Raw genomic sequence first — 23,983 nt, 5'->3', positions numbered from 1 at the left:
ATTTTAAACTTGGTAGGTTTTTAATTTATCTAGGTTTTGGTTTGGCTTTAACTTGAAATCATGAGTACTGAACATTCTACTTGCATGCTTCACGTGATCTACAAAAGCGATGCTTTGCAGGCAATGTCATAAAAATGTCATCAAAAGTGCGCATAGTGCAAAGTCAATAATTTATGACAAATTAATGAATTGGGCAATCTCATGAAATTTACCACACAATCTCCATGCAATCTCACCTCAGCAGTCAAATCTTCTTTAACATCGACACTCTTGGGTCTGTCGATGTTGCTAACAGGCGCATTGGTTCATGCCGATGTTACGGTGACCGCACCTGAAGAAATCGATGTGGTGGCGATCAATGATCAAGAGATTCGTGGCGGATTGTTTGGCGGTCAGGAAAAAAGTTACAAACTCGATGCAGGCACGCACAATATCTCAGTGCGTTATAAGCAACTTTTTGATCACCGTTCGGGCGAGCATGATGTGCTCAAATCTGACATTGTGACCTTAAACCAAGTACAACTCCAAGATGGGCAAAATTATCAATTGGCTTTGGTCGGTGCGCCGAGTAATTTTGATGAAGGTAAAGCATTTGCGGCACAGCCAACCATCGGTGTACAAAATGCACAAGGGCAGTTGATCGCCAAGCAGACTGGTGCAAATAGTAAGGCAAAACCGTGGCTGAGTAATGGCATTTTTGGTTCGGTGATGGATTTGCGCAACAAAGACAAATCGCAAAATAATGTGTCGTCGCAGTCGTCTATGCTCAGTAATACATCAACTACGCAAAATGTCAGTGCAGTCAATGTTTCAACCGTGCAGACACAGTTGGCATCGTCAGGCAAGGCACAGCAATTGATTCAGCTTTGGCAATCTGCAACACCGCAAGAGCGTCAGAAGTTCAGCGCTTGGCTTGCAGAACAAGCGGCACAGCAATAAAAAATAGCTATAAACCAAGCCAAATTCAGACTTTTTCGTTGAGATCTGATCTATTGTAATCCAAACCGAATACTGTATCGTATTCGGTTTTTGCGTGGCGCTATTTTTACGTGACTAAATCATGAAAGATCAGCTTTATTTATGAATGATTCTTATTAATCTTTGCAAAAAATTGCCATAATGTTTTCATAAAAAACGTGTTATAAATTCATGTGATAAATGATTTTAGTGCGTGATGTCGTTGTCTCAGATTCAACATACACGCTTTAACATTGCTTTGCCTTATTCGCTACCTTCAACGGTTTTTCTTTATTTGCTTGTCATGATTCTTTGGTGATGCTTTAACAGATGGTACAGATGTAAATGATTTCGAAATTTTTTATTCATCGTCCGATTTTTGCATTTGTACTGGCGATTCTCACCGTAGCAGTGGGTCTATTTGCGGTATTTCAGCTTCCTGTGGAGCGTTATCCAGATATTGCGCCACCTCGGATTACCGTTTCGACCACGTATAGTGGCGCAGATGCACAGGCGGTGGATGAGAGTGTCACGCAGGTATTAGAACAGCAGATCAAAGGCATTGATCATCTATTGTATTTTCAGTCGAGTAGTGATGCCAATGGCAGTAGTCGGATCAGCTTGTATTTTGCGCAGGGCACCGATCCTGACCAAGCGCAAGTGCAAGTGCAAAATGCCATCAATGGTGCGATTAATCGGTTGCCCGAAGATGTACAGCGCCAAGGGGTCAATGTCCGTAAGTCATTAAGCGATTCGTTTATGGCGGTGGCGATTGCCGATCGCACAGGGCGCTCGACCAATAATGATATTTCCGACTATATTGCCAGTAATATTGAGCTCAGCCTGAGCCGTATCGAAGGGGTCGGTGAGATCAATGTGTTTGGTTCGCAATATGCGATGCGCATCTGGCTCAATCCTGTGCAGTTACAGCGTTATGGCTTGATGGTCAGTGATGTTCGAGCAGCACTCGAGGCGCAAAATACCCAAGTTGCGGCGGGTGCGGTCGGGGACTTACCTGCATCGTCTGAACAATATTTAAATGCCAATGTGACCTCAGGGTCGTTGTTACAAACGCCAGCAGAATTTGAACAAATCATCGTCAAAGCCAATAATGATGGCAGTTTTGTCTATTTAAAAGATGTGGCACGGGTCGAGATCGGTGCAGAAAATTATCAAACCCGAAGCCATCTCAATGGCAATCCTGCGGCTGGATTTAATGTGGCATTAACGGTCGGCGCAAACCTTATGGAAACCGCAGATCGAGTCTATGCCGAGATGGATCGTATCCAGAAAAATCTGCCCGAAGGCTATTATTTTGTCTATCCTCGAGATGATACGCCTTTTGTCAAAGCCTCCATGTCACAAGTGGTTTCGACGCTGTTTGAAGCGATCGGGCTGGTGATTGTGGTGATGTTTTTATTCCTGCAAAGCTGGCGAGCGACCTTAATTCCTGCGTTAACTGTGCCTGTGGTGATATTGGGTACCTGTGCCATCTTGTATGTGCTGGGGATGAGTATCAATACCTTAACGCTATTTGCCATGGTCTTGGCGATTGGGCTGTTGGTCGATGATGCGATCGTGGTGGTGGAAAATGTCGAACGTATCATGCACGAGCAAGCGATTGATGCCAAACAAGCCAGTATCCAGTCGATGCAAGAGATCAGTGGGGCATTGATCGGCATTACCTTGGTATTGACGGCGGTATTTATTCCCATGTCATTTTTTAGTGGTGCAACGGGAATTATTTATCGGCAATTCTCCATGACCTTAGTGGCGGCGATGGGATTGTCACTGTTGGTGGCACTGATCTTAACGCCAGCCTTGTGTGCGTTGCTGTTACGTCCGCAAAAGAAAGCAAAATGGGCAGAACGCTTCAATGCGCTGATCGATCGTTTAAAAGATTTTTATCTGCGTATTGCCGAGCTAATGATGCAGTTCAAAGCGGTGACTTTACTGATTTTTGTGCTCCTCATCGTCGGTTTTGTGGGCTTATATCGTACCTTGCCAAGTAGTTTCTTACCGCAGGAAGATCAGGGATTGCTGAGTGTGCAGTTTAGCTTGCCACAAGGCACGCCAATGCCCAAGACTGAGCAAGTGGGACTGGATATTTATCAATATTTTCATGAACATGAGCAATCGAATCTGAATGGGGTGTTCGTAGTCTATGGGCGCAATTTCTCAGGTAATGGGCAAAATCTGGGTATGGCATTTGTGTCATTAAAACATTGGGATGATCGTCAGGGTCAAGACAATAGTAGCGATGCCATACGCCAGCGTGCCAATCAATTTTTTAGCAATAATGATCAAGCGACAATCCGTGTGATTGCGCCGTCAGTGATTCGTGGTTTGGGTAATTCTGACAAGATTGATTACTGGCTCCAAGATACCAGCGGCGTTGGTCAGCAAGGTTTGTTGGATCGTTTTGCACAGCTACAACAACAAGGCAATGCCACCGATGCCTTAGAAAATATTGATAAAAAGAGCAATGATGATCAAGCGGTATTGAATGTCAAAATCGATCATAAAGCCGCTATGGTCAATGGCTTGGATGTAGATGCGATTAATAGCACCTTATCGACGGCTTGGAGTGGGAGTTATATCAATGACTTTATCGATCGTGGACGCATCAAACGAGTCTATCTGCAAGCCGATGCGCCATATCGCTCAAAGCCTGGAGATCTGAGTTATTGGTCGATTCGCAATAGTCAGGGGCAAATGGTGCCATTTAATCAGTTCAGTTCAGTTGCTTGGCAAGGTGCACCGCCGACTTTAGAACGCTTTATGGGTTATCCTGCGCTGGAGCTTGAAGCGGATGCGGCACAAGGCTTTAGTACAGGGCAAGGCATGCAACAGATCGGCAAGTTGGTCGATCAAATGGATGGCATTGATTTGGCGTGGAGTGGATTATCTTATCAAGAGCAACAATCCAGCAACCAAGCAATCTGGCTGTATTTAGTTTCCATAGGATTTATTTTCTTATGTCTTGCAGCGCTCTATGAAAGTTGGTCGATTCCGACGGCAGTGATGGCGGCGATTCCGTTGGGAATCGGCGGAACGATTATTTTTAGTGCTGTGTTTGGTTTTGCCAACGATATTTATTTTCAGATTGCCTTACTGACCACCATTGGACTGTCCTGTAAAAATGCCATTTTGATGGTGGAGTATGCAGCAACGCTACAGCGTCAAGGACAAACTGCGATGCAATCTGCTTTACATGCGGCAGGATTGCGCTTGCGTCCGATTCTGATGACCTCAATCGCCTTTGGTGCTGGGGTGATTCCACTGATGTTTTCCGCTGGCGCTGGTGCGCTGAGCCGTCAAGCGATCGGCTATAGTGTGTTTGGTGGGGTGTTATTTGGTACGGTGTTGGTACTGTTATTCATTCCGCTGATGTATCTTTTGATTCGTAAAGAGAAAACGGCATAAGCCAGATTTCATAAACCAGACTGTATTAATTAGCAACGAAAAGCGCCAAGTGATGAACCGAGTCGACTTGCCAAAATACACTTGATTCAATCGACACAATTACGCTAAGTTATTGAGAATAGAAATAACTTTTGAGTGATTCGAGTGGCTGAGCCAAACTACGATGTAGAAAAACAAAGTGCGACAAAAAAGTTAACCCAACAGCAGGCGATGGCGATTGAACGTGATCTTGCCAAATTCGCCAATACCATGGACAGTTTGGTGCGTATTCCTTTTAGCAAACAAGGCGTTGGGGCAGATGCGGCGCTGAGTACTGTACCGTTTGCTGGGGATATTGTCGGATTTGTATTGACCTTGTATGCCTTTCAAAAAGCCAAGCAAGTCGGCGTGCCCAATCACAAACTCAAAGGTGTGGTACAACTGGCAATCGTGGATATGATCGTTGGCTTTGTGCCAATCGTTGGCACGGTATTCGATATTTTTATCCGACCGAGCCGTAAAGCCTTAGATATTGTGCATCAGCATATTCGGGATGAATATCAAGTCGACAGCGATATTCATGTGGTGCATCCTTTTTTACATGAATCACTGGAAAAGAAACAGCAAACTTCTGAATTTTGGCGCAATCCTGTGGTGAGCTGGATTTGGCTACGCATTCCTGATCTTTTGGGCATCTTATTTGTGCTGGCATTCTTGACGCTGATGTTTTTGGGCGGGCGTTGGATCTGGCAGATGATTCAAGGTGCTTAGTTTATTTCACCGTGCACAAGAATCTGTTTTTGCACTGTAATTGCTGATTGAAGAAAAAAAGAAGCATTCTCAAAACTATAAAACCTCCTTCACAGGGGAATATCACTTAATAAAATCAAATGGCTAAAATTCCTCCCCTTTTTAAGGGGAGGTTAGGTGGGGTTGAAAATTGGATTTTGAGATAGCTTCGATAGAAATATCTCAACACTGACAATCACTTAACTGATTTTCTCAAAAATAAAGTCATTAATCACATGACCTTCTTCAAGTCCACGACGTTCAAACTTAGTCATCGGTCGCCAGTCTGGACGTGGAAACGCATTACCTTCACCAGCACGGTTCTTCAGACGCTCACGACTTGAGAGCACTTCAAGCATCCACGCCGCATAATGTTCCCAATCGGTTGCAGAGTGGAATGTACCACCAATTTCTAATTTTTCTTCCACCAATGCTATACGTTTTGGCACCACGAAACGACGTTTGTAATGACGTTTCTTTTGCCACGGATCAGGGAAATACAGTTGAATGCAGTTGATGCTGTTGTCAGGCATTGCGGTCAGAATTTTAATCGCATCGCCATCGATCACACGTAGATTATCAATTTCGGCAAGTCCTGCTTCGTAAACACACTGCGCAATCCCAGGCACATGCACTTCAATGCCGATATAATTGCGTTCAGGATTGGCTTTCGCCATTTGCACCAGCGAGCGTCCCATACCAAAACCAATTTCCACAGTTAAAGGGCGTTCAGGCTGCGCAAAGGCAAGACGCAGATCACCAGATTGTAACGCTTCAGCATGTTGATCAAGGATTAAATGCTGATAATCTTCGAGTGCGCTACGCTGTGAGGTATTCAGCGGTGAAGAACGGCGCATAAAGGTGACGATCTCACGATGTTCAGTGAGTTCATCGAGATTTTTGATGGCTGCGATTTGATCACGAATTTCTAGCGCATTTTGCGGTGTGTTGGAAACAGGTGGCGCACTTTGCGGGGCAAGTGGGGAAGTGTGTTGTTCTGACATGAAAATGAAGATGCAATGGCTGAAAAAAGAAGTGGCGCTATTCTAAAAGTATCTGCTGGATTGTGCAAATTCAGGAAATATAAATATAAACTGTGTTACAGCTTTGATCGGTAATTTCATCGTTATTTTTATAAAAATCTAAAAAACCGATTGTATTAATAAAATCATTCTGTTTTACCAATCAATAAAAACAGCATATCATGGCGACATTGAAAAGTTTTAACCCTTTATATTTTGGAAATTTGGAGAGATGAACAATGTTAGAGCAAAACATTAAAGCACAATTAAAAACCTATTTAGAGCGTTTGGAAGCACCGATTGAAATTATTGCTTCACTCGATGAGTCGAATAATGCAGCGAAGATTAAAGAGTTGGTCACTGAGATTGCAGAGCTATCTGATCAAGTCACAGCTCGTTTTGATGGGACACATTCACGTCGTCCAAGTTTTGCGATTGCCAAAGTCGGTGAGCAACCTCGTGTGCATTTCGCTGGCTTGCCGATGGGTCATGAGTTTACTTCATTGATCTTGGCATTGTTGCAAGTCTCTGGTTATGCACCAAAAGTATCTGATGAGATTTTAAATCAAATCAAAGGTTTGAATTTGTCAGGTGACTTTGATGTGTTCGTCTCACTAAGCTGTCACAACTGTCCAGATGTAGTGCAAGCGTTGAATTTGATTGCGATCTACAATCCAAATGCAACAGCAACCATGATCGACGGCGCATTTTTCCAAGATGAAGTCGAACAGCGCAAAATCATGGCGGTACCAATGGTCTTCAAAGGCGAAGAACAAGTCGGTCAAGGTCGTATGACCTTGGAAGAGATCGTGGCGAAATTGGACACCGACTCTGCCAGCAAAGATGCAGAGAAAATCAATGCCAAAGATACCTTTGATGTGTTAGTCATCGGCGGTGGTCCTGCGGGTGCAACCGCAGCGATTTATGCAGCTCGTAAAGGCATTGCAACAGGGATCGTGTCTGAACGCTTTGGCGGTCAGGTGATGGATACGATGGACATTGAAAACTTTGTGTCTGTGAAAAAGACGCAAGGACCAAAATTCGCAGCTGATATCGAAGCACACGTCAAAGACTATGATGTCGATATCATGAATTTGCAGAAAGTCAGCAAAATCACAGGTGCAGATCAAACTACCTATGGCATGGTCGAAGTTGAGCTAGAAAATGGCGCAAAACTGGAATCAAAAACCGTGATCTTGGCGACAGGTGCACGTTGGAGAAAGATGGGCGTACCTGGTGAAAACGAATATGCAACTCGTGGTGTGGCGTACTGCCCGCACTGTGATGGACCATTATTCAAAGGCAAACGTGTTGCTGTGATCGGCGGTGGTAACTCTGGTGTGGAAGCGGCGATTGACCTTGCAGGAATTGTTGAGCATGTGACCTTGATCGAGTTTGATACCAAGCTCCGTGCCGATCAAGTTTTGCAAAATAAACTGAATAGCTTGCCAAATACCGAAGTCATCTTAAATGCGCTCAGTACCGAAGTCATCGGTGATGGGCAACAAGTGACGGCACTGAAATATCAAGATCGTGCCACTGATCAAGAACATACAGTTGAGCTTGCGGGTATCTTTGTGCAGATCGGGCTTTTACCAAATACGGACTTCTTAAAAGATAGTGCGGTCGAGCTCAGCCCTCGTGGTGAGATTGTGGTCAATGATCGCAATGAAACCAATGTGCAAGGTGTATTTGCCGCTGGTGACTGTACTACGGTGCCGTATAAGCAAATCATCATTGCGACTGGTGAAGGTGCAAAAGCATCCTTGAGCGCCTTTGATTATATGATTCGTTCAGGGCAATAATATTGAACTGAGTGTTTTGTAAGAAGTAATCTAAAAAGCAGTCCAAAAATAAAACCCAAAATCATGGCAATGGTTTTGGGTTTTTCATTTTCATTTTTGTGAAAAAAAGCGATTTCAATGTATGGATTTGATCATACTATAGATTTGCAATGGATTTTTTTTAACTCTCTTGTCGAATACGATCAATCATCTGCATGATCATTTCATACGCAATACTGCCTCGCATTGGAATATGCGGTAATTCATCAATCTTAAAGAATTTCGCATCGGCGATTTCATCTTCTTGTAGTTTGAGTTCGCCAGCTTCATAGTCCGCTGAAAATGCCAACATCAAATTGGATGGAAAAGGCCAAGGCTGGCTAGATAAATATTGAATATTGTTGACCTGTAGATTCACTTCTTCCAAAGTCTCTCGAGCAACCGCTTGCTCGAGCGTTTCACCGACTTCGACAAAACCTGCGATCAAGCTATACATGTCGTTTTTGGCATGTACCGATTTCGCCAAAAGGATGGTGTCTTCACGGCGAATAATGGTGATGACACAAGGCTGTACCCGAGGATATTGAAAATAATGGCAGTTGCTGCAGACCATCGCCAATTGTGTCGTATGTGGTGTAGTCGTTGAACCACATTTACTACAAAAACGATGATTACTTCGCCATTCTAGGAGTTGCTTGGCACGAGAAGCCTGTTCAAATTCTGCTTTATTCCAGCGCATAATCAACTCTCGGATCGGCATCAAATGAAAACCGTCTGGCAGCTGGACATCACTGGCGATGTTACGCACGATGATTTGATTGGCGATGTGATCGAGATAGAGCTCATCTTGAGTTGCCTCAAGCTCTGGCAACTCAAAGTGATCATTGACGACTAATTGTTGTTCACAAAACAAATAGGCGCGGTGGATGGTCATAGATGTCCTTAAGCAACAGCCTGTTCAAAGGCGGTGATGCTGTCTAAACCAATTTGCATTGGCTTAGCTAGAATCGGCTGATGCTGTTGCAGTTGTTCAAAGTAATAATCGGCACTGGCAATCGCTTGTGCAAGCAAGTTCAATTGCGGGGTATCCAAAGTTTTTTGCTGGCTAATGACCTGATCGATCAGTTGCGCTGCTTTTTGCAGAATCTGATGTCCATCATTCGACTCAAGGAATAATAATGCGCCAGACACTTCACGTAGAATCTCAGGCGTGCCAGCAAGTTGTTCAACATTTTGACTTTGCTGATATTGCAAAATCTGCTCATTGACTTGAGTCAGCGCAATCCGTGCTTCATTGGCAACCGCTTCTTGCGCTTCTTCAATTTTATCCAAAGTGATTTGGGTATTGTTGAATTTCAGCTTTAAGCGGGCAGGCGTGTAATTGCGCTCTAAAATCTGCAAAGAATTGGTCGCAAACAACAAACTATTCATTACATCGTTGGCATGACGATCGGTGCTCAGATTTTCATTGGCTTCGATTTGATCGGCTTGTTCACGTAATTTCGCAGATGAATCATTGAGATTAATCACTTGGAAGATATTAATCGACTCACGCAAACTGCTGACAATGCCTTGGCGTTCCTCGTCATTTTGGATATATTGACCTGTTTCGATGCGTGCACTGATCTCTTTGATTTGATTGTTTAAAAGTTCAACCACAGTCTGGATGGTGTCCAAATCAGGACCATAAAGTTGACGACTCAACACTTGCATTTGGTCATCACTGAGCAATTCATCATGCACATTGAGCTGTTCACGAAGCTGCTGTGCCACAGGCGTTTCTTGACTCAAGCACAACGTCAGCACATCGGCATAATCTTGCTGGGTTGGGGTAAAGAGTTGCTGACGTGATAAAAATTGCTCGCTTTGCTGTTCGATTTGAATCAATGCACGCAGGCGAGTGTCAGTCAAAATGGTATTGTCCAAATCTTTTAATGCGATATGTACAAAGCGCCAATATTGTTCTGACGGCGTACCCGTGGCGATAGACGATAAATAATTGCCGCACAAAGACAGTGCCTGAAAATCTAAATCATCTTCTTCAGCTTTTAAAAAGTGCAATAGACTCAGCTTATAAAGACGTAGTACATATTGACTGCTTGGTAATTCAGCAGGGGTTTCCAAACTGACATTTGGATGCACCGTTTCTAAAAATGGCGTGAGAAAAACCCCTTCACGGGTCATCGGCAAGCCAAGCGTCGCTTCAAGTTTATTAATGGTTGGCAATAAAAATTGCGGTGCTAAGGTTTCACGCACACAGAGAAAATCAAGATAACGCTTAATGACATTGGTCGCTTCACTCATTGCTTCGATGCGAGCTTGATCATGGCTTTGTGCTTGGCTGTCTTCGATGACTTTTTTCATCACACGACCAGTCAATTCGGTGAGTTTGCCAAGCTGTGGTTGTTCAAGCAGACGCAATACATGCGCACATTGTTCGAGGTTGATCAGCGCATCATCCAAACCAAATGGGGCAGTGCCATCTTCAAGTAAGGTGCTGACGCCATTTTCGACTTGTTTAAGGCTGTGATCAATTTCTTTACGCACGATCAATAATGATGTCGGATCAAAATGTGATGAAGACTGAAATGACATAGGTTTGCACCTTTCCTTAGTTGGTATAATTCGAATAACCCCAATCTTATAAATGCACTAAGACAATCTGATGATGCAAATATAAGGCTTCTCAAAAAATGCTGTATTTTGGCTACAACCCTGTACAAATTTGCGTAGAAACCGTTCTCTATTTTTCTATCACAACGATCAAATTTACTTAAACGTGTTGGGCTAAGATTGCACTTGGATTGCAGACGCAGAAACTCACAGCAACTAGAGCTAAAATACCACTCAACGCCTTAGAGTAAAAGCAAAATTGATAAAATTGTCGACTAAAAAATCATCAATAGGCTGTTTTTACAGGTGAAAATGTACCGTACCGTATGAATTGATTTAGCGTAAGTATTTATACGCTTTGATCCTTTGATCTCTACGGCACCACTATGAATGTGCTGTCGACTCAATCGTTTGCAATGTGTTCGGATAGCGCAGATTCAAGCTGAGTAAATAGACTGCCTTGATCATTTTTGGCTTGAAATTTCGCCATCCAGTCTTGGTGTGCTTGTAGTTCATCATCGTGAGGATAAATCAATGGAATTTCAACAGCCTGCAATGTGGTAGCGCTATTAACCTCTTGATTTTGCTCAGACTGACGCTGATCGAGGCTAAAACTGACTTGACCACCAGTCATCGCCAAATACACATCTGCCAAGATTTCCGCATCGAGTAATGCACCGTGGAATGTACGATCCCGTGGCGGAATCTCGTAACGCTTGACCAGAATGTCGAGGGAGTTCTTTTGCCCTGGATGTTTGCGCTTGGCGATGGCGAGGGTGTCGGTCACACGACAGACATCGGACAGCTTTTTCTGCATTGCCCGATCAAATTCGGCATCCAAGAAGTTCATATCGAATGTGGCATTGTGCGCAACGATCTCAGCACCTTTTAAGTAATCAAACAACACCTCAGCGATTTCGGCAAACTTGGGCTTATCTTGTAGAAAATCATCGCTGATACCGTGAATATTTTCTGATTCACCCACGGCTTTTTCAGGGTTGATATAAATGTGAATAGAGCTGCCTGTGAGTTTGCGATTGATCATTTCAATCGCACCGACTTCGATGATGCGGTCACTGTCTTGATAATAAAAGCCAGTGGTTTCGGTATCGAGTATCAGTAAGCGTTCACCGACTTGAGGGTTGCTGGTCTCAGTGATTTTAATCTGTGCATGTTCAGTGTGAATAACGCTACTTACGGATTGACTTTCCACTACATCGTCTAAATTTTGGTCTAAACTACTTTCGTTCAAGTCGTTTTCTTCTAACATTTTCTGTTCAGTATGTTGTGGAATATTTTCTTCATCTGATCTGTCTAATGGTGAACTTGCATTTGCTTCATCAAATACATCTTCGCTATCCAAATTTTCAGCATATACACTTTCACTTGAATCCAAATCATCTGTATCTAAACCAAAAGGATCATCGAGTAACCAATCGCTTTCAGTCACTTTTTTTTTAGCTTCATCTGAAGTTGCAGGTGCTTTGCTTGATGCCAGTGAATCTACGCCTTTATTAGCAAGCTGATCGGCACGTTCGTTGCCTTCATGACCAGCATGACCTTTGATCCAATGCCAATCAATATCACGCCCTTGTACAATCTCATCCAATGTTTGCCAAAGATCAGGATTTTTAACATCTTTCCAATTTTTAGCTTTCCAGCCTGTAATCCACTCGGTAATGCCACGTTTGACATAGTTGGAGTCGGTATAAATGGTCAATTTGGCATTGTTTGGACAGGCACGAATGCCTTCGATCGCTGCAGTCAGTTCCATGCGGTTGTTGGTGGTGTCTTCTGCGCCACCAAAGTATTCCTGTTCGGCGTGTTCAGGATCAATAATATACGCACCCCAACCGCCTTTGCCAGGATTACCTTTACATGCGCCATCGACATAGAGCGTGTAGTGCTTGTGTGCGTCTAGATTTGAAGCAGAATCGTGCATAACTGAGGAATTGACTGACAATTTAAGCGATAGAAGTGCTAAATCATGCTATGTTCCTTGGCAAAGTGCAAGGCGAATGATGCGATTTGCTTGCTTTGGAAGCGATCATTCGCCCATTGATTTAATCTCTTGTAACATTTGTAGGCGAAGCGTTACACAAAAGGGCATTGTATTCAGCAATCGGTTTACTACAATGCAGAGTTTAGCCGTGTTGACTTTAGTCGAATGACTGCCCCAAGTGAATGATTTTGATCGACATCAAGATGCGCTGTGCCAGTCAATAAATAGAGTTTTGTTTTGCTGTCGAGAATATTTTGTTTTGAGATAGCAAATCTACTGCCATGAATAATTTGGATCGTTTTATGTTGAATGCCACCGTGATGCCTTGGTCATCTGTCGTTTCCCGTTCTTTTCGATTGTCTATTATTGCGACAGCCTTAGCCTCTCTGGGTGCATTAACCGCCTGTAGTTCGACACCACAAAAATCTTCAGTTCACAAAACCAGCGTGGCAGATGATGAGCTACTCGATGCAGATAGTTTTGATTCGCTAGAAAATTTACTCTACGCCACGGATATGCGTGCGGTGGAAGGTGACCGACTATTGATTCTGCGTCATGGTGATGTCTGGAAGCGCATGACCGTTGGCTTTAAGATGAATCTGAATGTCTATAATCCACGCATCGAAGCACAGCGGAGTTGGTTCATCACCCGTCAGCCTTATCTAGATCGATTAAGTGCACGTGCCAGTCGTTATATTTATTACACCGTCAAGGAAGCTGAGCGCCGTGGCATTCCAACTGAGCTGGCACTCTTACCTGTGATCGAAAGCTCATACGATCCTGCGGCGACCAGTAGCGCAGCGGCAGCTGGGATGTGGCAATTTATCCCAAGTACAGGAAAAATCTACGGTCTACGTCAGACCGATCTCTATGATGGACGCCGTGATGTGGTCGAGTCGACCCGTGCCGCTTATGAATATTTAAGTAGCTTATACAATCAGTTCGGTTCTTGGGAGCTTGCACTTGCCGCCTATAACGGTGGGCCGGGACGTGTGCAGCAAGCCATTAACCGCAATAAAGCCGCAGGACTATCGACCGATTTTTGGTCACTGCGTCTCCCGACCGAGACCATGAACTATGTGCCACGTTTCTTGGCTGTGGCACAAATCATCAAAAATCCACACCAATACGGCGTGTCACTGCCTGCCATTGCCAATCGTCCGCACTTTCGTGAAGTGAATATTCCAGGGGCGATTGATTTGAATGAATTGTCACGAATTTCTGGCGTCAGTCGTGGCGAGCTTTATGCGCTGAATCCGGGACACCGTGGCAATTATACCGACCCGTATGCACCGCACCGTATCTTGATTCCAAATGAAGTGAATGCCAGCGTCGACAATAAAATCGCCAAAATGAAAACCGTTTCAGGCTATGGTGGCATGTGGGCAGGTGGCGCTGCGCCTTTGCCGACGTTAAAAAGTAATACCACTACATCGTCGCCGTCCTCAGTATTGGTGACTCGTCAACCAAGTCAATTGCAAAATTCTGGCGCATTAACCACGCAAGTGAGTCGTTCCAATTCTGCAAGTAATAACAGCACAAACAATAGTTCGATTAAAATCACCAGTGGTTCAAATACGTCTACTTCAAATAGTCAGGTTACTGCGGCAGCTTCACCAGCATTTAATAAGCAATCGACGCCACAAGGTTCAAATGCATTGGCAACTTTTGCCAGTAGTGCTTATGTGCCAAGCGCACCACGCTTACCTGTGTCGATCACGCCAAGCGCCTCAGTAAAACAAATCAATGCTGAGCCGCCGATCTCGGCAGCTGAGAAGCAAATCATTGTGGCTGAGCAAGCCGAACAGACTGCAACTACAACGGCGCAAGCAGCGATGCAGGTTGAGCGTATGGCTGAGCCACAGCCGAGTGAAGCTGAAAAGCAACAAGTCATTGCAGAGCTAGAAAAAATCGCACCAAAAGGTACTGAGATCGTCGATCCATTAGACGGTAAAATCCGTCTCACTGCGATCCAAAGTAGCCAGTCGATTGCCGAGCAAACGGGTCAAGAGGTTGAGCTGAATTATGCGATTCCAAAAGCAGTTGCAGAAGCTGAAATTGCAGCAAACTCAGCGGATGTGGCACGTAATCGTGATAAACCAATTATCGAAACACCGAATGAAGTGGTGGTGGTACAGCCCAAAGGTAAACGTGAAATCTATACCGTACAAGCGGGTGATACCTTGGCGATTATTGCCAGCCGTTTTGGGGTGAGCTGGCGTGATATTGCCAACTGGAACCAAATCAATGCGGATCGTCCGCTCTATGTCGGCACCAAATTGTATTTGTATAATGTCAAACCGACTGCAACTGCAAGTCAAAGCACAGCTAAATCAAAAGCCCCAGAGCGTTATACCGTGCGTGCGGGTGATAGTTTGACGGGCTTAGCCAATCAATATCAGTTGGATTTACGAGAAGTGGCAGCTTGGAATAATCTCAGCCCAACCAGCAACTTACGCATCGGTCAGCGTATCACTTTGGTTGAACCAAAGAATTTTAATGCGAAATCACAGCAGAATGATGCCGACAGTACAGATTTAGGCAAAGCCCGTAACACCGCAACATCGAGCATTAAAACCGTTGATTATCGGGTGAAACGTGGTGAATATCTGAAACAAATCGCAGATCGCTATGCCATGAGCACGACTGAATTGGCTGCAATTAATCCCGATCTGAATCCGACCAGCGGATTGTTTGTCGGGCAAAAAATCAAAGTGCCCGCAGATCAGTTACAAGCAAAAACATCCAACAAAGCCACTGACAACAGCACGCAAAGTAAGTCTGCCGAGTCCACACCGAGTAAGCCAGATATCCAAACCATGAGCTATACCGTGGTTGCAGGGGATTATCTGAGTAGTGTGGCGACCAAGCATAAAATCAGCCTAGCGGATTTGGCAGCGTTAAATGATTTAAAAACCAACAGTCAGATTTTTATCGGTCAAAAATTACAAGTTCCAGCGCAAGAGGATACAAAAAAATCATCTGCGAAATCGAATAGCTCGTCTAAGCGTCCAAGCACTTATCAAGTGCAAAGTGGTGATACCTTGATTGGTGTGGCGGATAAATTTGACTTATATGTCAAAGATTTGGCAGCGATGAATGACATTGAAACCAATGCCATGCTGTATCGTGGACAGGTATTAAAATTGGATGGTGATGCAAGTATTTCAAGTGGCTCTTCATCAAATAGCGCCTCATCAAGCAGTTCTTCTACAAGCAAAGCAACGGATAAAGCCAAAGCTGAGCCAGAAGATAAAGTAACATCACGTTATCAAGGTGCAACAGACAGTTATACGGTTCGTTCAGGTGAATCCTTAACGGCTTTGGCAAATCGCTATGGTATCAGCAATACAGATTTGGCGGGATTGAATAATATATCGAGCCGTGCCAGCTTGCGTGTCGGTCAAAAGCTCAAAGTACCGAAAATGACGCAAAGTTATCAGGTTCAACGTGGCGATAGCTTGATTGCGCTTGCCCGCAAGTATGGCATCTCAACGGATGAATTGGCAGAGATGAATAATCTGAAAAGTAATGCACAATTGCAACTTGGACAACGCATCACCGTACCCAATCGTTGATTTGTGCATATGATGATACGTTCGACTGAGAAATGCAGTTATGCGCATATTAGCGTAATTCGGGTTTGATTTTTTACGAAATTAGCTTAAAGTCGAAATCTGATACGCCAATCAGCATGTCATCTAATCAGCATTTTGATTGTGATGCTGATTGTTCTAGCCATCTAAGTGGCAATGTGTTTGGCTTTCTAAAATTAGTTAAATTTGATAAAAATAATCACAAGGAGTGTTTATGGCGGTGCGGTTGAAGATATTTCAGGTGTCATATGTTGCGTGTGGTCTATTGCTGTATGCGAGCAGTGCCAGCCTGACGCAAGCCGCTGTGCAAACGCTCAATTACATTAGCTTAGATACCAACGCCGCCTACGCCAATGCTAAGGTTTTACCTTATGCCAATGCCAATGCGCCAAAAGGCGGCATCATTACTTATCCAGCTACAGGCACCTTTGATAATTTTAATAGTGTCAATGGTAAGGGTACACCCGCAGAAGGTGTGCAATATCTATACGATAGCTTGATGTCTAGTTCGCTGGACGAGCCAGGGGTGATGTACCCACTGCTTGCCAAAAGCATCACTTACGATCCACAGCACCCAAAAACTGCCGTTTTTCATCTGGATGCACGTGCCAAGTTTAGTGATGGTTCAGCGTTGACGGCGGAAGATGTGGTGTTTACCTTTAAAAAATTGCTGACCGAAGGTGCACCGGGGATACGGATTTATTTTGCCGATATTGAGGATGTTCAAGCCACTTCAAAATACGATGTAAAATTTATTTTTAAATCCAAAGACAATAAAGAAATGCCCCTGATCATCTCATCGGTGGGGATTTATTCCAAAAAAGATTGGCAAGGCAAAGACTTCACCAAAGTCACATTAAAAGCACCGCTCGGCAGTGGTCCCTATGTGGTGGATCGGATCGAAGGCGGGCGTAGCATCATCTATAAACGCAACCCCAACTATTGGGGCAAAGACGTCATGGTCAATAAAGGTGCTTACAATTTTGATCGCATCAAATACGTCTATTATCGCTCTTTAGATATTGCCTTCGAAGGCTTTAAAACAGGGCAATACACCGCGCATACCGAATATACAGCACGGCGTTGGGTCACCGAATACGACTTTAATGCGGTGAAGCGGGGACTGATTAAAAAAATTGATTTTCATCATCAAAATCCGATCCCTACACAAAACATTGCACTGAATTCACGCAAAAAGCCGTTGAATGACATTTATTTCCGTCAGGCGCTGAGCTATGCCTATGATTTTGAATGGATGAATAAGGCGCTGTTTTATGGACAATACCAGCGCTTGCAAAGTTTTTTTGATAATAGTGAGCTTGAAGCCAAAGGCAAACCGTCATCCGCAGAGTTAACCGTTTTACAGCCCTATCTGAAAAGCATGCATCCTTTGGTCAAGCATGGTGTGATGCGGGAGTGGAAATATCCAGTCTCCGATGCCAGTGGTTTTAATCGCTTTAATTTACTTGTCGCTCGAAAAATGTTGCAAAACCAAGGTTACAAGGTGAATCAAAAAGGGCAATTGCTGGATAAACAAGGCAAGCCGATACGCTTTGAATTATTAATTCATCAAGATGGATTACAACGTACACTGATGCCTTTTGTGCGAAATGCCAAAAAGCTCGGCATTCAGATCGATGTGCGTCAAGTCGACGTCCCGCAATATCTAGAACGTGTGCGTAATTATGATTTTGAACTTACCACGTCGATTTTGCCACAGTCGCTCAATCCAGGTAATGAACAAGCGCAATTTTGGAGCAGTGCAGCTGCTGATGCGGTCGGTAACTACAATCTGGCAGGGATTAAAAATCCTGCGGTCGATGCGGTGGTTGAGCGATTGATTCGTTCGCCCAATCGTGAGCAACTGGTCACTAATACACGGGTACTCGATCGCCTGCTTCGGGCTGGCTATTACTATATTCTCAGCTACGGCAAAGGTAGCGAGTGGTATGCGGTGTGGGATATGTTTGAACAGCCAAAACGTTCGCCTAAGCTCAATGTCGGTCTACAATATTGGTGGATCAATGCAGAAAAAGCGAAAACAGTGCAGCGTTATATCCAAGGTCAATCTTAACAGCACGCAAAAAGAAATCTAAGGAAAAGCCCATGACGACTTATATTTTAAAACGGCTGTTACTGATTATTCCGACGCTATTTTTGATTTTGCTGATCAACTTTGCCATTGTGCAAATTGCTCCTGGCGGACCTGTCGAACAAGCCATTCAACAAGCGGAAAATATGCAAGGTATCGGACGTCAAGGCGGCGCAGAAACCGTCTCTGTCGATAGCAACTATCAAGGTGCACGTGGTTTAAGCCCTGAAATGGTCGAAGAAATCAAACGTCAATATGGCTTCGACAAACCTGCCTATGAACGCTTTTGGCTGATGCTTAAAGGCTATTTGACCTTTGATTTTGGTACCAGTTTTTTTAAAGACAAACCTGTGACCCAGCTCCTTTATGAAAAATTGCCTGTCACCATTTCACTTGGGCTGTGGAGTACCTTGCTGATTTATTTGGTCTCCATTCCTCTTGGGATTAAAAAAGCCAAACAGCATGGTATGGTTTTTGATAAAAGTACCTCACTATTACTTGCAGTGGGCTATGCGATTCCGACCTTTGCTTTTGGTGTTTTACTACTGGTATTTTTTGCAGGCGGCAGTTATTGGCAATGGTTTCCGCTGCAAGGTTTAGTCTCTGAGAATTTTGCACAACTTGGTTTTTTTGCCAAAATTAAAGATTATTTTTGGCATATGGCATTGCCACTACTCACCATGGTTTTAGGTGGTTTTGCAGGATTAACTTATCTAACAAAGTATTCCTTTATGGAAGAGCTGAATCGACAATATGTGCTTGCTGCCCGTGCCAAAGGTTTAAGTGAAAATCGGGTGTTGTATGGTCATGTATTTCGCAATGCGATGTTGATCGTGATTGCGGGTTTGCCTGAGGCGCTGATCGGTATTTTCTTTGTTGGCAATTTATTTATCGAGATTATTTTTAATCTTGATGGTATTGGACTACTTGGCTTTGAAGCGATTACACAACGTGATTATCCTGTGATTTTTGGCACGTTGTTTTTGTTTACTTTGCTTGGTTTGGTTTTGCGTTTGATTAGTGATGTGATGTATCAAGTGATTGATCCTCGAATCGACTTTGAAACACGAGGAGCGAAATAATGTCACCACTGATGCAACAGCGTTGGGCTCGCTTTAAGAAAAATAAACTCGGTATGTTTTGTTTGATTGCCTTTGGCATTATTTTTGGCATTTCGCTCTGCGCCGAACTGGTTGCCAATGATAAGCCGATCGTGGTGTCCTACAAAAGTGATCTGTATTTCCCTGTGATTAAGCACTATCCCGAAACCACATTTGGCGGCGTGTTTGAAACCGAAGCGGACTATAAAGATCCTGTGGTGCAGAACTTGATTTTATCTGATGGTTGGATGCTCAATCCCGTAATTCCATTTTCTGCCGAAAGTCCAAATATGGATTTGACTGTGCCTGTACCATCTGCGCCAACCAGTCAAAATTGGCTCGGCACGGATGAGCAAGGGCGCGATGTCTTGGCGCTGATCATTTATGGTTTACGCATTTGCTTATTGTTTGGGATTTGTCTGACGGCTGCATCGGCGGTTCTCGGTATTGCAGTAGGTGCGATTCAAGGTTATTACGGTGGTTGGATTGATCTGCTTGGGCAACGTGTCCTTGAAGTGTGGGGCGGATTACCTGTGCTATTTATGGTGATTATTCTGGTTAGTATGTTTAGCCCGAGCGTGTATTGGCTGTTTGCGATCATGCTGTTTTTTGGTTGGACGGCGCTGGTGGGTTTGGTGCGTGCAGAGTTTTTACGCGCACGGAATTTTGACTATGTGCGTTCGGCGCGTGCGCTCGGTGTGTCTGATCGAAAGATTATTTTTCGGCATATTTTACCGAATGCACTGAGTTCGACCATGTCACAGCTACCGTTTATTTTGACGGCGAATATTACGGCATTGACGGCATTGGATTTCTTGGGTTATGGCTTGCCACCTGATAGTGCATCACTCGGGCAATTGCTGGAACAGGGTAAAACTTATTTAGATGCACCGTGGCTTGCGATTTCAGGTTTTGCGACATTGGCGATTGTGTTGTCATTGCTGATTTATATCGGTGAAGCGACACGTGACGCATTCGACCCAAGACAGCACTGAGGACTTCATCGCATGACAAATACAACTGAAGCGAATCGTGATGATTTAAAACAAGACGATCTTAAAAGTAATGATTTTAAAAATAATGAGCTAAAGACAGACAATCGTGTGCTACTACTCGATGTGCAACAACTCACCATTCAAACAAAGCAGGGCAAGCAAACGCAGACCTTAGTTGAGGATTTAAACTTACAACTGCATGCAGGTGAAACCATTGCCTTAGTCGGCGAAAGTGGCTCGGGGAAATCTATCAGTAGCCTTGCCATGATTGGTTTATTGCCTGATCAACTGAACGTCACAGGCAAAGTGAATTTGCATCAGGCGGACTTTTCTCACAGTAAAAATCTCCTGCAATTGAATGATAAACAGCTACAACAGATTCGTGGTCGAGATATTGCCATGATTTTCCAAGAGCCAATGACCGCACTGAATCCTTTGCATCGTGTAGAAAAATTGGTCGGAGAAATTTTACATCTGCGTGGTTTATCTAAAGCAGAAGTGCGTGAGCGAGTTTTAGCATTACTCACCGATGTTGGGATTAAAGAACCTGAACAAAAGTTACGTCGCTTCCCACATGAGCTCTCTGGCGGACAACGGCAACGGGTGATGATTGCCATGGCATTGGCGCAAAATCCTGCGATTCTCATTGCTGATGAGCCGACAACGGCACTGGATGTCACCCTGCAAGAACAAGTGCTGAAATTGCTGAAAGATTTGCAGGAAAAGCGTCAGATGGCAATGATTTTGATTAGTCATGACTTAAAACTCATTGGACGCTATTCTGATCAAGTGATCGTGATGCAAAAAGGACAAGTCAAAGAACAAGGTGCCACAGCGGAAATTTTCGCCAATCCGCAAGATGAATATACGCAAAATTTACTCGATCACGACTTTGGTACAGCGCTAGAAACTGCAAATGAACACACCGTGCTGACGTTGAATGATGTACAAGTCCGTTTCCCGATTAAAGCAGGTTTGCTGAATCGAGTAAAAGATTATGTGGTGGCAGTCGAGCCATTGTCATTGCAACTCAAACAAGGTGAATGTATCGGCATCGTTGGAGAAAGTGGCTCGGGTAAAACCTCATTGGCACTCGCCATTGCTCGTTTGATCGACAGTGAAGGGCGGATTCAACTCGATGAATTGCAACTCGATCAACTCTCCGAAAAGAAACTGCGCCCATATCGCCATCAATTCCAAATCGTGTTCCAAGATCCGTTTAGTAGTCTGAATCCTCGCTTGAGTGTGGGGCAGATCATTGGCGAAGGTCTGGAAATTCAAGGTTTAGCCAAGTCAGAGATTCAACAACGTGTGGCACAAGTATTAACCCAAGTTGACTTGCCGACAGAGTTTGCCGAGCGTTATCCGCATGCGTTATCAGGTGGTCAACGGCAACGAGTGTCTTTGGCACGTGCGCTGATCCTTGAGCCGAAGCTGATTATTTTGGATGAGCCAACGTCTGCGCTAGATCGAACCACGCAACGTGCGATGGTGAAATTGTTACGAGATTTACAAGCGCAGATGAACTTGAGCTATTTATTTATTAGTCATGATTTGGCGGTGGTGCGTGCGTTGTCACAGCGGATTTTAGTGTTACATCATGGCAAAGTGGTCGAGTTTCAAGAAACAAATCAACTGTTTGCCAATCCGCAAACGGATTACACCAAAGCCTTGCTGCAAGCGAGTTTGTTGACCAATTAAAAACAAGCGGTGTGCTTTTTGAGCGTTGCAACAGATATGTGACGCTGACGTTCAAGGCAGGGTCTTGATTTGATATTGACTTTATTTCTGCATAAATGTAATTTTTGACACAGCATATTGTCAGTATTCAATCATATATTTTTAAAAAGGATTTCCCATGAGCACGCAAGTTCAGCTGCAAGACCGTTTAACTATTCGTGGTATCGAGTTTAAAAACCGTATTATTAAAGGTGCGATGAGTGAGGCGCTCGCTAATGATGCAGGGCAACCCAATCAAGACCTCGTGTCGCTGTATGATGTTTGGGGCAAAGGTGGTTTGGGCTGTGCGATCACAGGCAATGTCATGGTCGATGCCCGTGCTAAAAATGAACCGGGTGTGGTGGTGCTTGAAAATGAGCGTGATTTGACCTTGATGAAACAATGGGCAGAGGTTGGCAAGCGTCACGGTATGGTGCAACTCATCCAACTGTCGCACCCAGGTCGTCAGTGTCCACGTGGTTTGAACAAAGAAACGGTTGCACCTTCGGCTGTGCCTTTTAGTTCATCATTATCAGCGACTTTTGGGACACCACGTGCGCTGAGTGAAGTTGAGATTCTCGATATTATTCGTCGTTTCGGTGAGTCGGCTCGTCTTGCCAAGAAAGCAGGTTTTGAAGGGGTGCAATTGCATGGTGCGCATGGTTATTTGATTAGCCAATTTTTATCGCCACTGACCAATCAACGCCAAGATCAGTGGGGCGGAAGTATTGAAAACCGTATGCGCTTCCTGCTTGAGATCTATAAAGAAGTGCGTCAACAGACGGGTGATGACTTTATCATTGCAGTAAAAATGAACTCAGCGGATTTTCAACGTGGTGGCTTTAGCGAAGAAGATGCCATTAATGTGGCAAAAGCTGTTGCCGAGGCAGGGATGGATTTGATTGAAATCTCAGGCGGTACTTATGAAGCGCCAGCGATGGCGGGTGCCAAAGCCAAACAGCGCAAAGAAAGCACCATTGCACGTGAGGCATATTTCTTAGAATTTGCAGAAACCATTCGTGAGCATGTCAGCTGTCCTCTGATGGTGACTGGCGGCTTCCGTACAGTCAAAGGCATGAATGATGCACTGGCAAGTGGTGCATGTGACTTTGTTGGGATTGCTCGTCCATTTGCGGTCGAGCCATATTTATCCAATCAACTGCTTGCGGGTCAAGACATTCGCTATGCGACCAAGCCGATCAAAACGGGCATCAAAGCCTTGGATAAAATGTCGATTATGGAAGTGGTGTGGTACGCCGCACAATTTAAAAGCATCGCTGACGGCAAACAACCCAATCCAAACTTATCACCACTGAAAGTGTTATTTAACTATTCACGTCGTAATTTAAAGACAGTTTTGACTGGCAAACTGAACTCACGCAAATCGGCTTAATTTTTAAATTGGCTTTTAACAGTTTGAGTTTAGAAATTAAAATCAAAAAAACACGTTGTTATACGACAACGTGTTTTTTTTACTCGTGAAACGATCAGACTCGTCTAGGAGTTACGAATTTACAACCCCGCCTCATAATCTACACTGCTCAGCAATGCCTCAACATCTGCAATATTGTCTGCTTTGATCTTGTAAATCCAACCTTTGTTATAAGGGTCTTCATTGACGATTTCAGGGTCATCTTCGAGCGCAGTATTCACTTCGATCACTTCACCAGACACAGGTGCATGAATATCCGATGCTGTTTTGACTGATTCAACGATACCTGCTTGTTCGCCTGCGGTGACGGTATCACCGACTTCTGGCGCTTCGACATAGACCAAATCACCCAAAGCATCTTGCGCATGATCGCTGATCCCTGTAATGACAATGTCACCCTCTACACGAACCCATTCATGAGTGCTGGCATAACGTAAATCTTCTGGATGGTTCATAATGTTCCCTTAAGTTTTCAAA

At 44.1% G+C, this 23,983-nt stretch carries 15 protein-coding genes; 10 read left to right on the top strand and 5 right to left on the bottom strand.

The window, feature by feature from the left end; all coding sequences use genetic code 11:
* The first annotated feature begins 201 nt into the window (after positions 1 to 201).
* The 3 genes from BLQ60_RS02145 (at position 202) to BLQ60_RS02135 (ending at position 5,133) form a co-directional block, all read left to right on the top strand.
* A complete protein-coding gene (locus BLQ60_RS02145; protein ID WP_092615292.1) occupies positions 202 to 939 on the top strand; it encodes a DUF2057 family protein in 738 nt (245 codons plus the stop codon).
* A gap of 363 nt (positions 940 to 1,302) precedes the next feature.
* A complete protein-coding gene (locus BLQ60_RS02140; protein ID WP_092615290.1) occupies positions 1,303 to 4,383 on the top strand; it encodes a multidrug efflux RND transporter permease subunit in 3,081 nt (1,026 codons plus the stop codon).
* 210 nt (positions 4,384 to 4,593) lie between these two features.
* Positions 4,594 to 5,133 (top strand): DUF4112 domain-containing protein, encoded by a 540-nt coding sequence (locus BLQ60_RS02135; RefSeq protein ID WP_092616016.1) that lies wholly within the window; start codon positions 4,594 to 4,596, stop codon positions 5,131 to 5,133.
* A 218-nt stretch (positions 5,134 to 5,351) separates the two neighbouring features.
* Here BLQ60_RS02135 and trmB read toward each other — a convergent pair whose 3' ends face one another.
* Complete coding sequence (trmB, locus tag BLQ60_RS02130) at positions 5,352 to 6,155, bottom strand: tRNA (guanosine(46)-N7)-methyltransferase TrmB (RefSeq protein ID WP_092615288.1); 804 nt, start codon at positions 6,153 to 6,155, stop codon at positions 5,352 to 5,354.
* 257 nt (positions 6,156 to 6,412) lie between these two features.
* On the opposite strand from trmB, the gene ahpF reads away from it, so the two are divergent.
* Positions 6,413 to 7,978, top strand: a complete 1,566-nt coding sequence (gene ahpF, locus BLQ60_RS02125; protein ID WP_092615285.1) for an alkyl hydroperoxide reductase subunit F — start codon at positions 6,413 to 6,415, stop codon at positions 7,976 to 7,978.
* Positions 7,979 to 8,138: 160 nt separating this feature from the next.
* Here ahpF and nudC read toward each other — a convergent pair whose 3' ends face one another.
* The 3 genes from nudC to dnaQ all read right to left on the bottom strand — a co-directional run bounded on the left by nudC (position 8,139) and on the right by dnaQ (position 12,512).
* The gene (gene nudC / locus BLQ60_RS02120; protein WP_092615282.1) at positions 8,139 to 8,891 is read right to left on the bottom strand and encodes an NAD(+) diphosphatase; all 753 of its coding nucleotides are present in this window, start codon (positions 8,889 to 8,891) and stop codon (positions 8,139 to 8,141) included.
* A gap of 8 nt (positions 8,892 to 8,899) precedes the next feature.
* Positions 8,900 to 10,552: a hypothetical protein gene (locus tag BLQ60_RS02115; protein WP_092615280.1), complete on the bottom strand. Its 1,653-nt coding sequence runs from the start codon at positions 10,550 to 10,552 to the stop codon at positions 8,900 to 8,902.
* A gap of 421 nt (positions 10,553 to 10,973) precedes the next feature.
* Positions 10,974 to 12,512: a DNA polymerase III subunit epsilon gene (gene dnaQ, locus BLQ60_RS02110; protein WP_092615277.1), complete on the bottom strand. Its 1,539-nt coding sequence runs from the start codon at positions 12,510 to 12,512 to the stop codon at positions 10,974 to 10,976.
* Between the two features lie 362 nt (positions 12,513 to 12,874).
* On the opposite strand from dnaQ, the gene BLQ60_RS02105 reads away from it, so the two are divergent.
* From BLQ60_RS02105 to BLQ60_RS02080, 6 genes are all read left to right on the top strand, one after another.
* Positions 12,875 to 16,150 (top strand): lytic transglycosylase, encoded by a 3,276-nt coding sequence (locus BLQ60_RS02105; RefSeq protein WP_092616014.1) that lies wholly within the window; start codon positions 12,875 to 12,877, stop codon positions 16,148 to 16,150.
* 232 nt (positions 16,151 to 16,382) lie between these two features.
* Positions 16,383 to 18,242, top strand: coding sequence for an extracellular solute-binding protein (locus BLQ60_RS02100; RefSeq protein WP_092615274.1), 1,860 nt, complete (start codon positions 16,383 to 16,385; stop codon positions 18,240 to 18,242).
* Between the two features lie 32 nt (positions 18,243 to 18,274).
* Positions 18,275 to 19,342, top strand: coding sequence for a microcin C ABC transporter permease YejB (locus BLQ60_RS02095; RefSeq protein WP_092615271.1), 1,068 nt, complete (start codon positions 18,275 to 18,277; stop codon positions 19,340 to 19,342).
* The gene (locus tag BLQ60_RS02090) at positions 19,342 to 20,355 is read left to right on the top strand and encodes an ABC transporter permease (RefSeq protein WP_092615268.1); all 1,014 of its coding nucleotides are present in this window, start codon (positions 19,342 to 19,344) and stop codon (positions 20,353 to 20,355) included. The genes BLQ60_RS02095 and BLQ60_RS02090 overlap by 1 nt, the downstream gene beginning before the upstream one ends.
* A gap of 12 nt (positions 20,356 to 20,367) precedes the next feature.
* On the top strand, positions 20,368 to 22,056 hold the full coding sequence (locus BLQ60_RS02085) for an ABC transporter ATP-binding protein (protein ID WP_092615265.1): 1,689 nt from the start codon (positions 20,368 to 20,370) through the stop codon (positions 22,054 to 22,056).
* 157 nt (positions 22,057 to 22,213) lie between these two features.
* Entirely contained in the window at positions 22,214 to 23,467 is a 1,254-nt protein-coding gene (locus BLQ60_RS02080) for an NADH:flavin oxidoreductase/NADH oxidase family protein (RefSeq protein ID WP_092615261.1), read from the top strand.
* A 119-nt stretch (positions 23,468 to 23,586) separates the two neighbouring features.
* Here the strand turns inward: BLQ60_RS02080 and gcvH are convergent, their stop codons facing one another.
* Entirely contained in the window at positions 23,587 to 23,961 is a 375-nt protein-coding gene (gene gcvH, locus BLQ60_RS02075) for a glycine cleavage system protein GcvH (RefSeq protein WP_092615258.1), read from the bottom strand.
* Positions 23,962 to 23,983: the final 22 nt, after the last annotated feature.

The sequence above is a fragment of the Acinetobacter marinus genome, from assembly GCF_900096915.1.
Classification (GTDB): domain Bacteria; phylum Pseudomonadota; class Gammaproteobacteria; order Pseudomonadales; family Moraxellaceae; genus Acinetobacter; species Acinetobacter marinus.
The sequence above is the reverse complement of the archived record's forward strand: the minus strand, read 5'-3'. Positions and strand labels throughout refer to the sequence as shown.

Excerpts from the sequence above, each read along its gene's own strand:
- BLQ60_RS02085 (WP_092615265.1), top strand. The coding sequence starts at position 20,368 with ATGACAAATACAACTGAAGCGAATCGTGATGATTTAAAACAAGACGAT.
- nudC (WP_092615282.1), bottom strand. The coding sequence starts at position 8,891 with ATGACCATCCACCGCGCCTATTTGTTTTGTGAACAACAATTAGTCGTC.
- BLQ60_RS02135 (WP_092616016.1), top strand. The coding sequence starts at position 4,594 with ATGGCGATTGAACGTGATCTTGCCAAATTCGCCAATACCATGGACAGT.
- ahpF (WP_092615285.1), top strand. The coding sequence starts at position 6,413 with ATGTTAGAGCAAAACATTAAAGCACAATTAAAAACCTATTTAGAGCGT.
- BLQ60_RS02115 (WP_092615280.1), bottom strand. The coding sequence starts at position 10,552 with ATGTCATTTCAGTCTTCATCACATTTTGATCCGACATCATTATTGATC.
- BLQ60_RS02140 (WP_092615290.1), top strand. The coding sequence starts at position 1,303 with ATGATTTCGAAATTTTTTATTCATCGTCCGATTTTTGCATTTGTACTG.
- BLQ60_RS02080 (WP_092615261.1), top strand. The coding sequence starts at position 22,214 with ATGAGCACGCAAGTTCAGCTGCAAGACCGTTTAACTATTCGTGGTATC.
- BLQ60_RS02090 (WP_092615268.1), top strand. The coding sequence starts at position 19,342 with ATGTCACCACTGATGCAACAGCGTTGGGCTCGCTTTAAGAAAAATAAA.
- BLQ60_RS02100 (WP_092615274.1), top strand. The coding sequence starts at position 16,383 with ATGGCGGTGCGGTTGAAGATATTTCAGGTGTCATATGTTGCGTGTGGT.
- BLQ60_RS02095 (WP_092615271.1), top strand. The coding sequence starts at position 18,275 with ATGACGACTTATATTTTAAAACGGCTGTTACTGATTATTCCGACGCTA.
- gcvH (WP_092615258.1), bottom strand. The coding sequence starts at position 23,961 with ATGAACCATCCAGAAGATTTACGTTATGCCAGCACTCATGAATGGGTT.
- dnaQ (WP_092615277.1), bottom strand. The coding sequence starts at position 12,512 with ATGCACGATTCTGCTTCAAATCTAGACGCACACAAGCACTACACGCTC.
- trmB (WP_092615288.1), bottom strand. The coding sequence starts at position 6,155 with ATGTCAGAACAACACACTTCCCCACTTGCCCCGCAAAGTGCGCCACCT.
- BLQ60_RS02145 (WP_092615292.1), top strand. The coding sequence starts at position 202 with ATGAAATTTACCACACAATCTCCATGCAATCTCACCTCAGCAGTCAAA.
- BLQ60_RS02105 (WP_092616014.1), top strand. The coding sequence starts at position 12,875 with ATGTTGAATGCCACCGTGATGCCTTGGTCATCTGTCGTTTCCCGTTCT.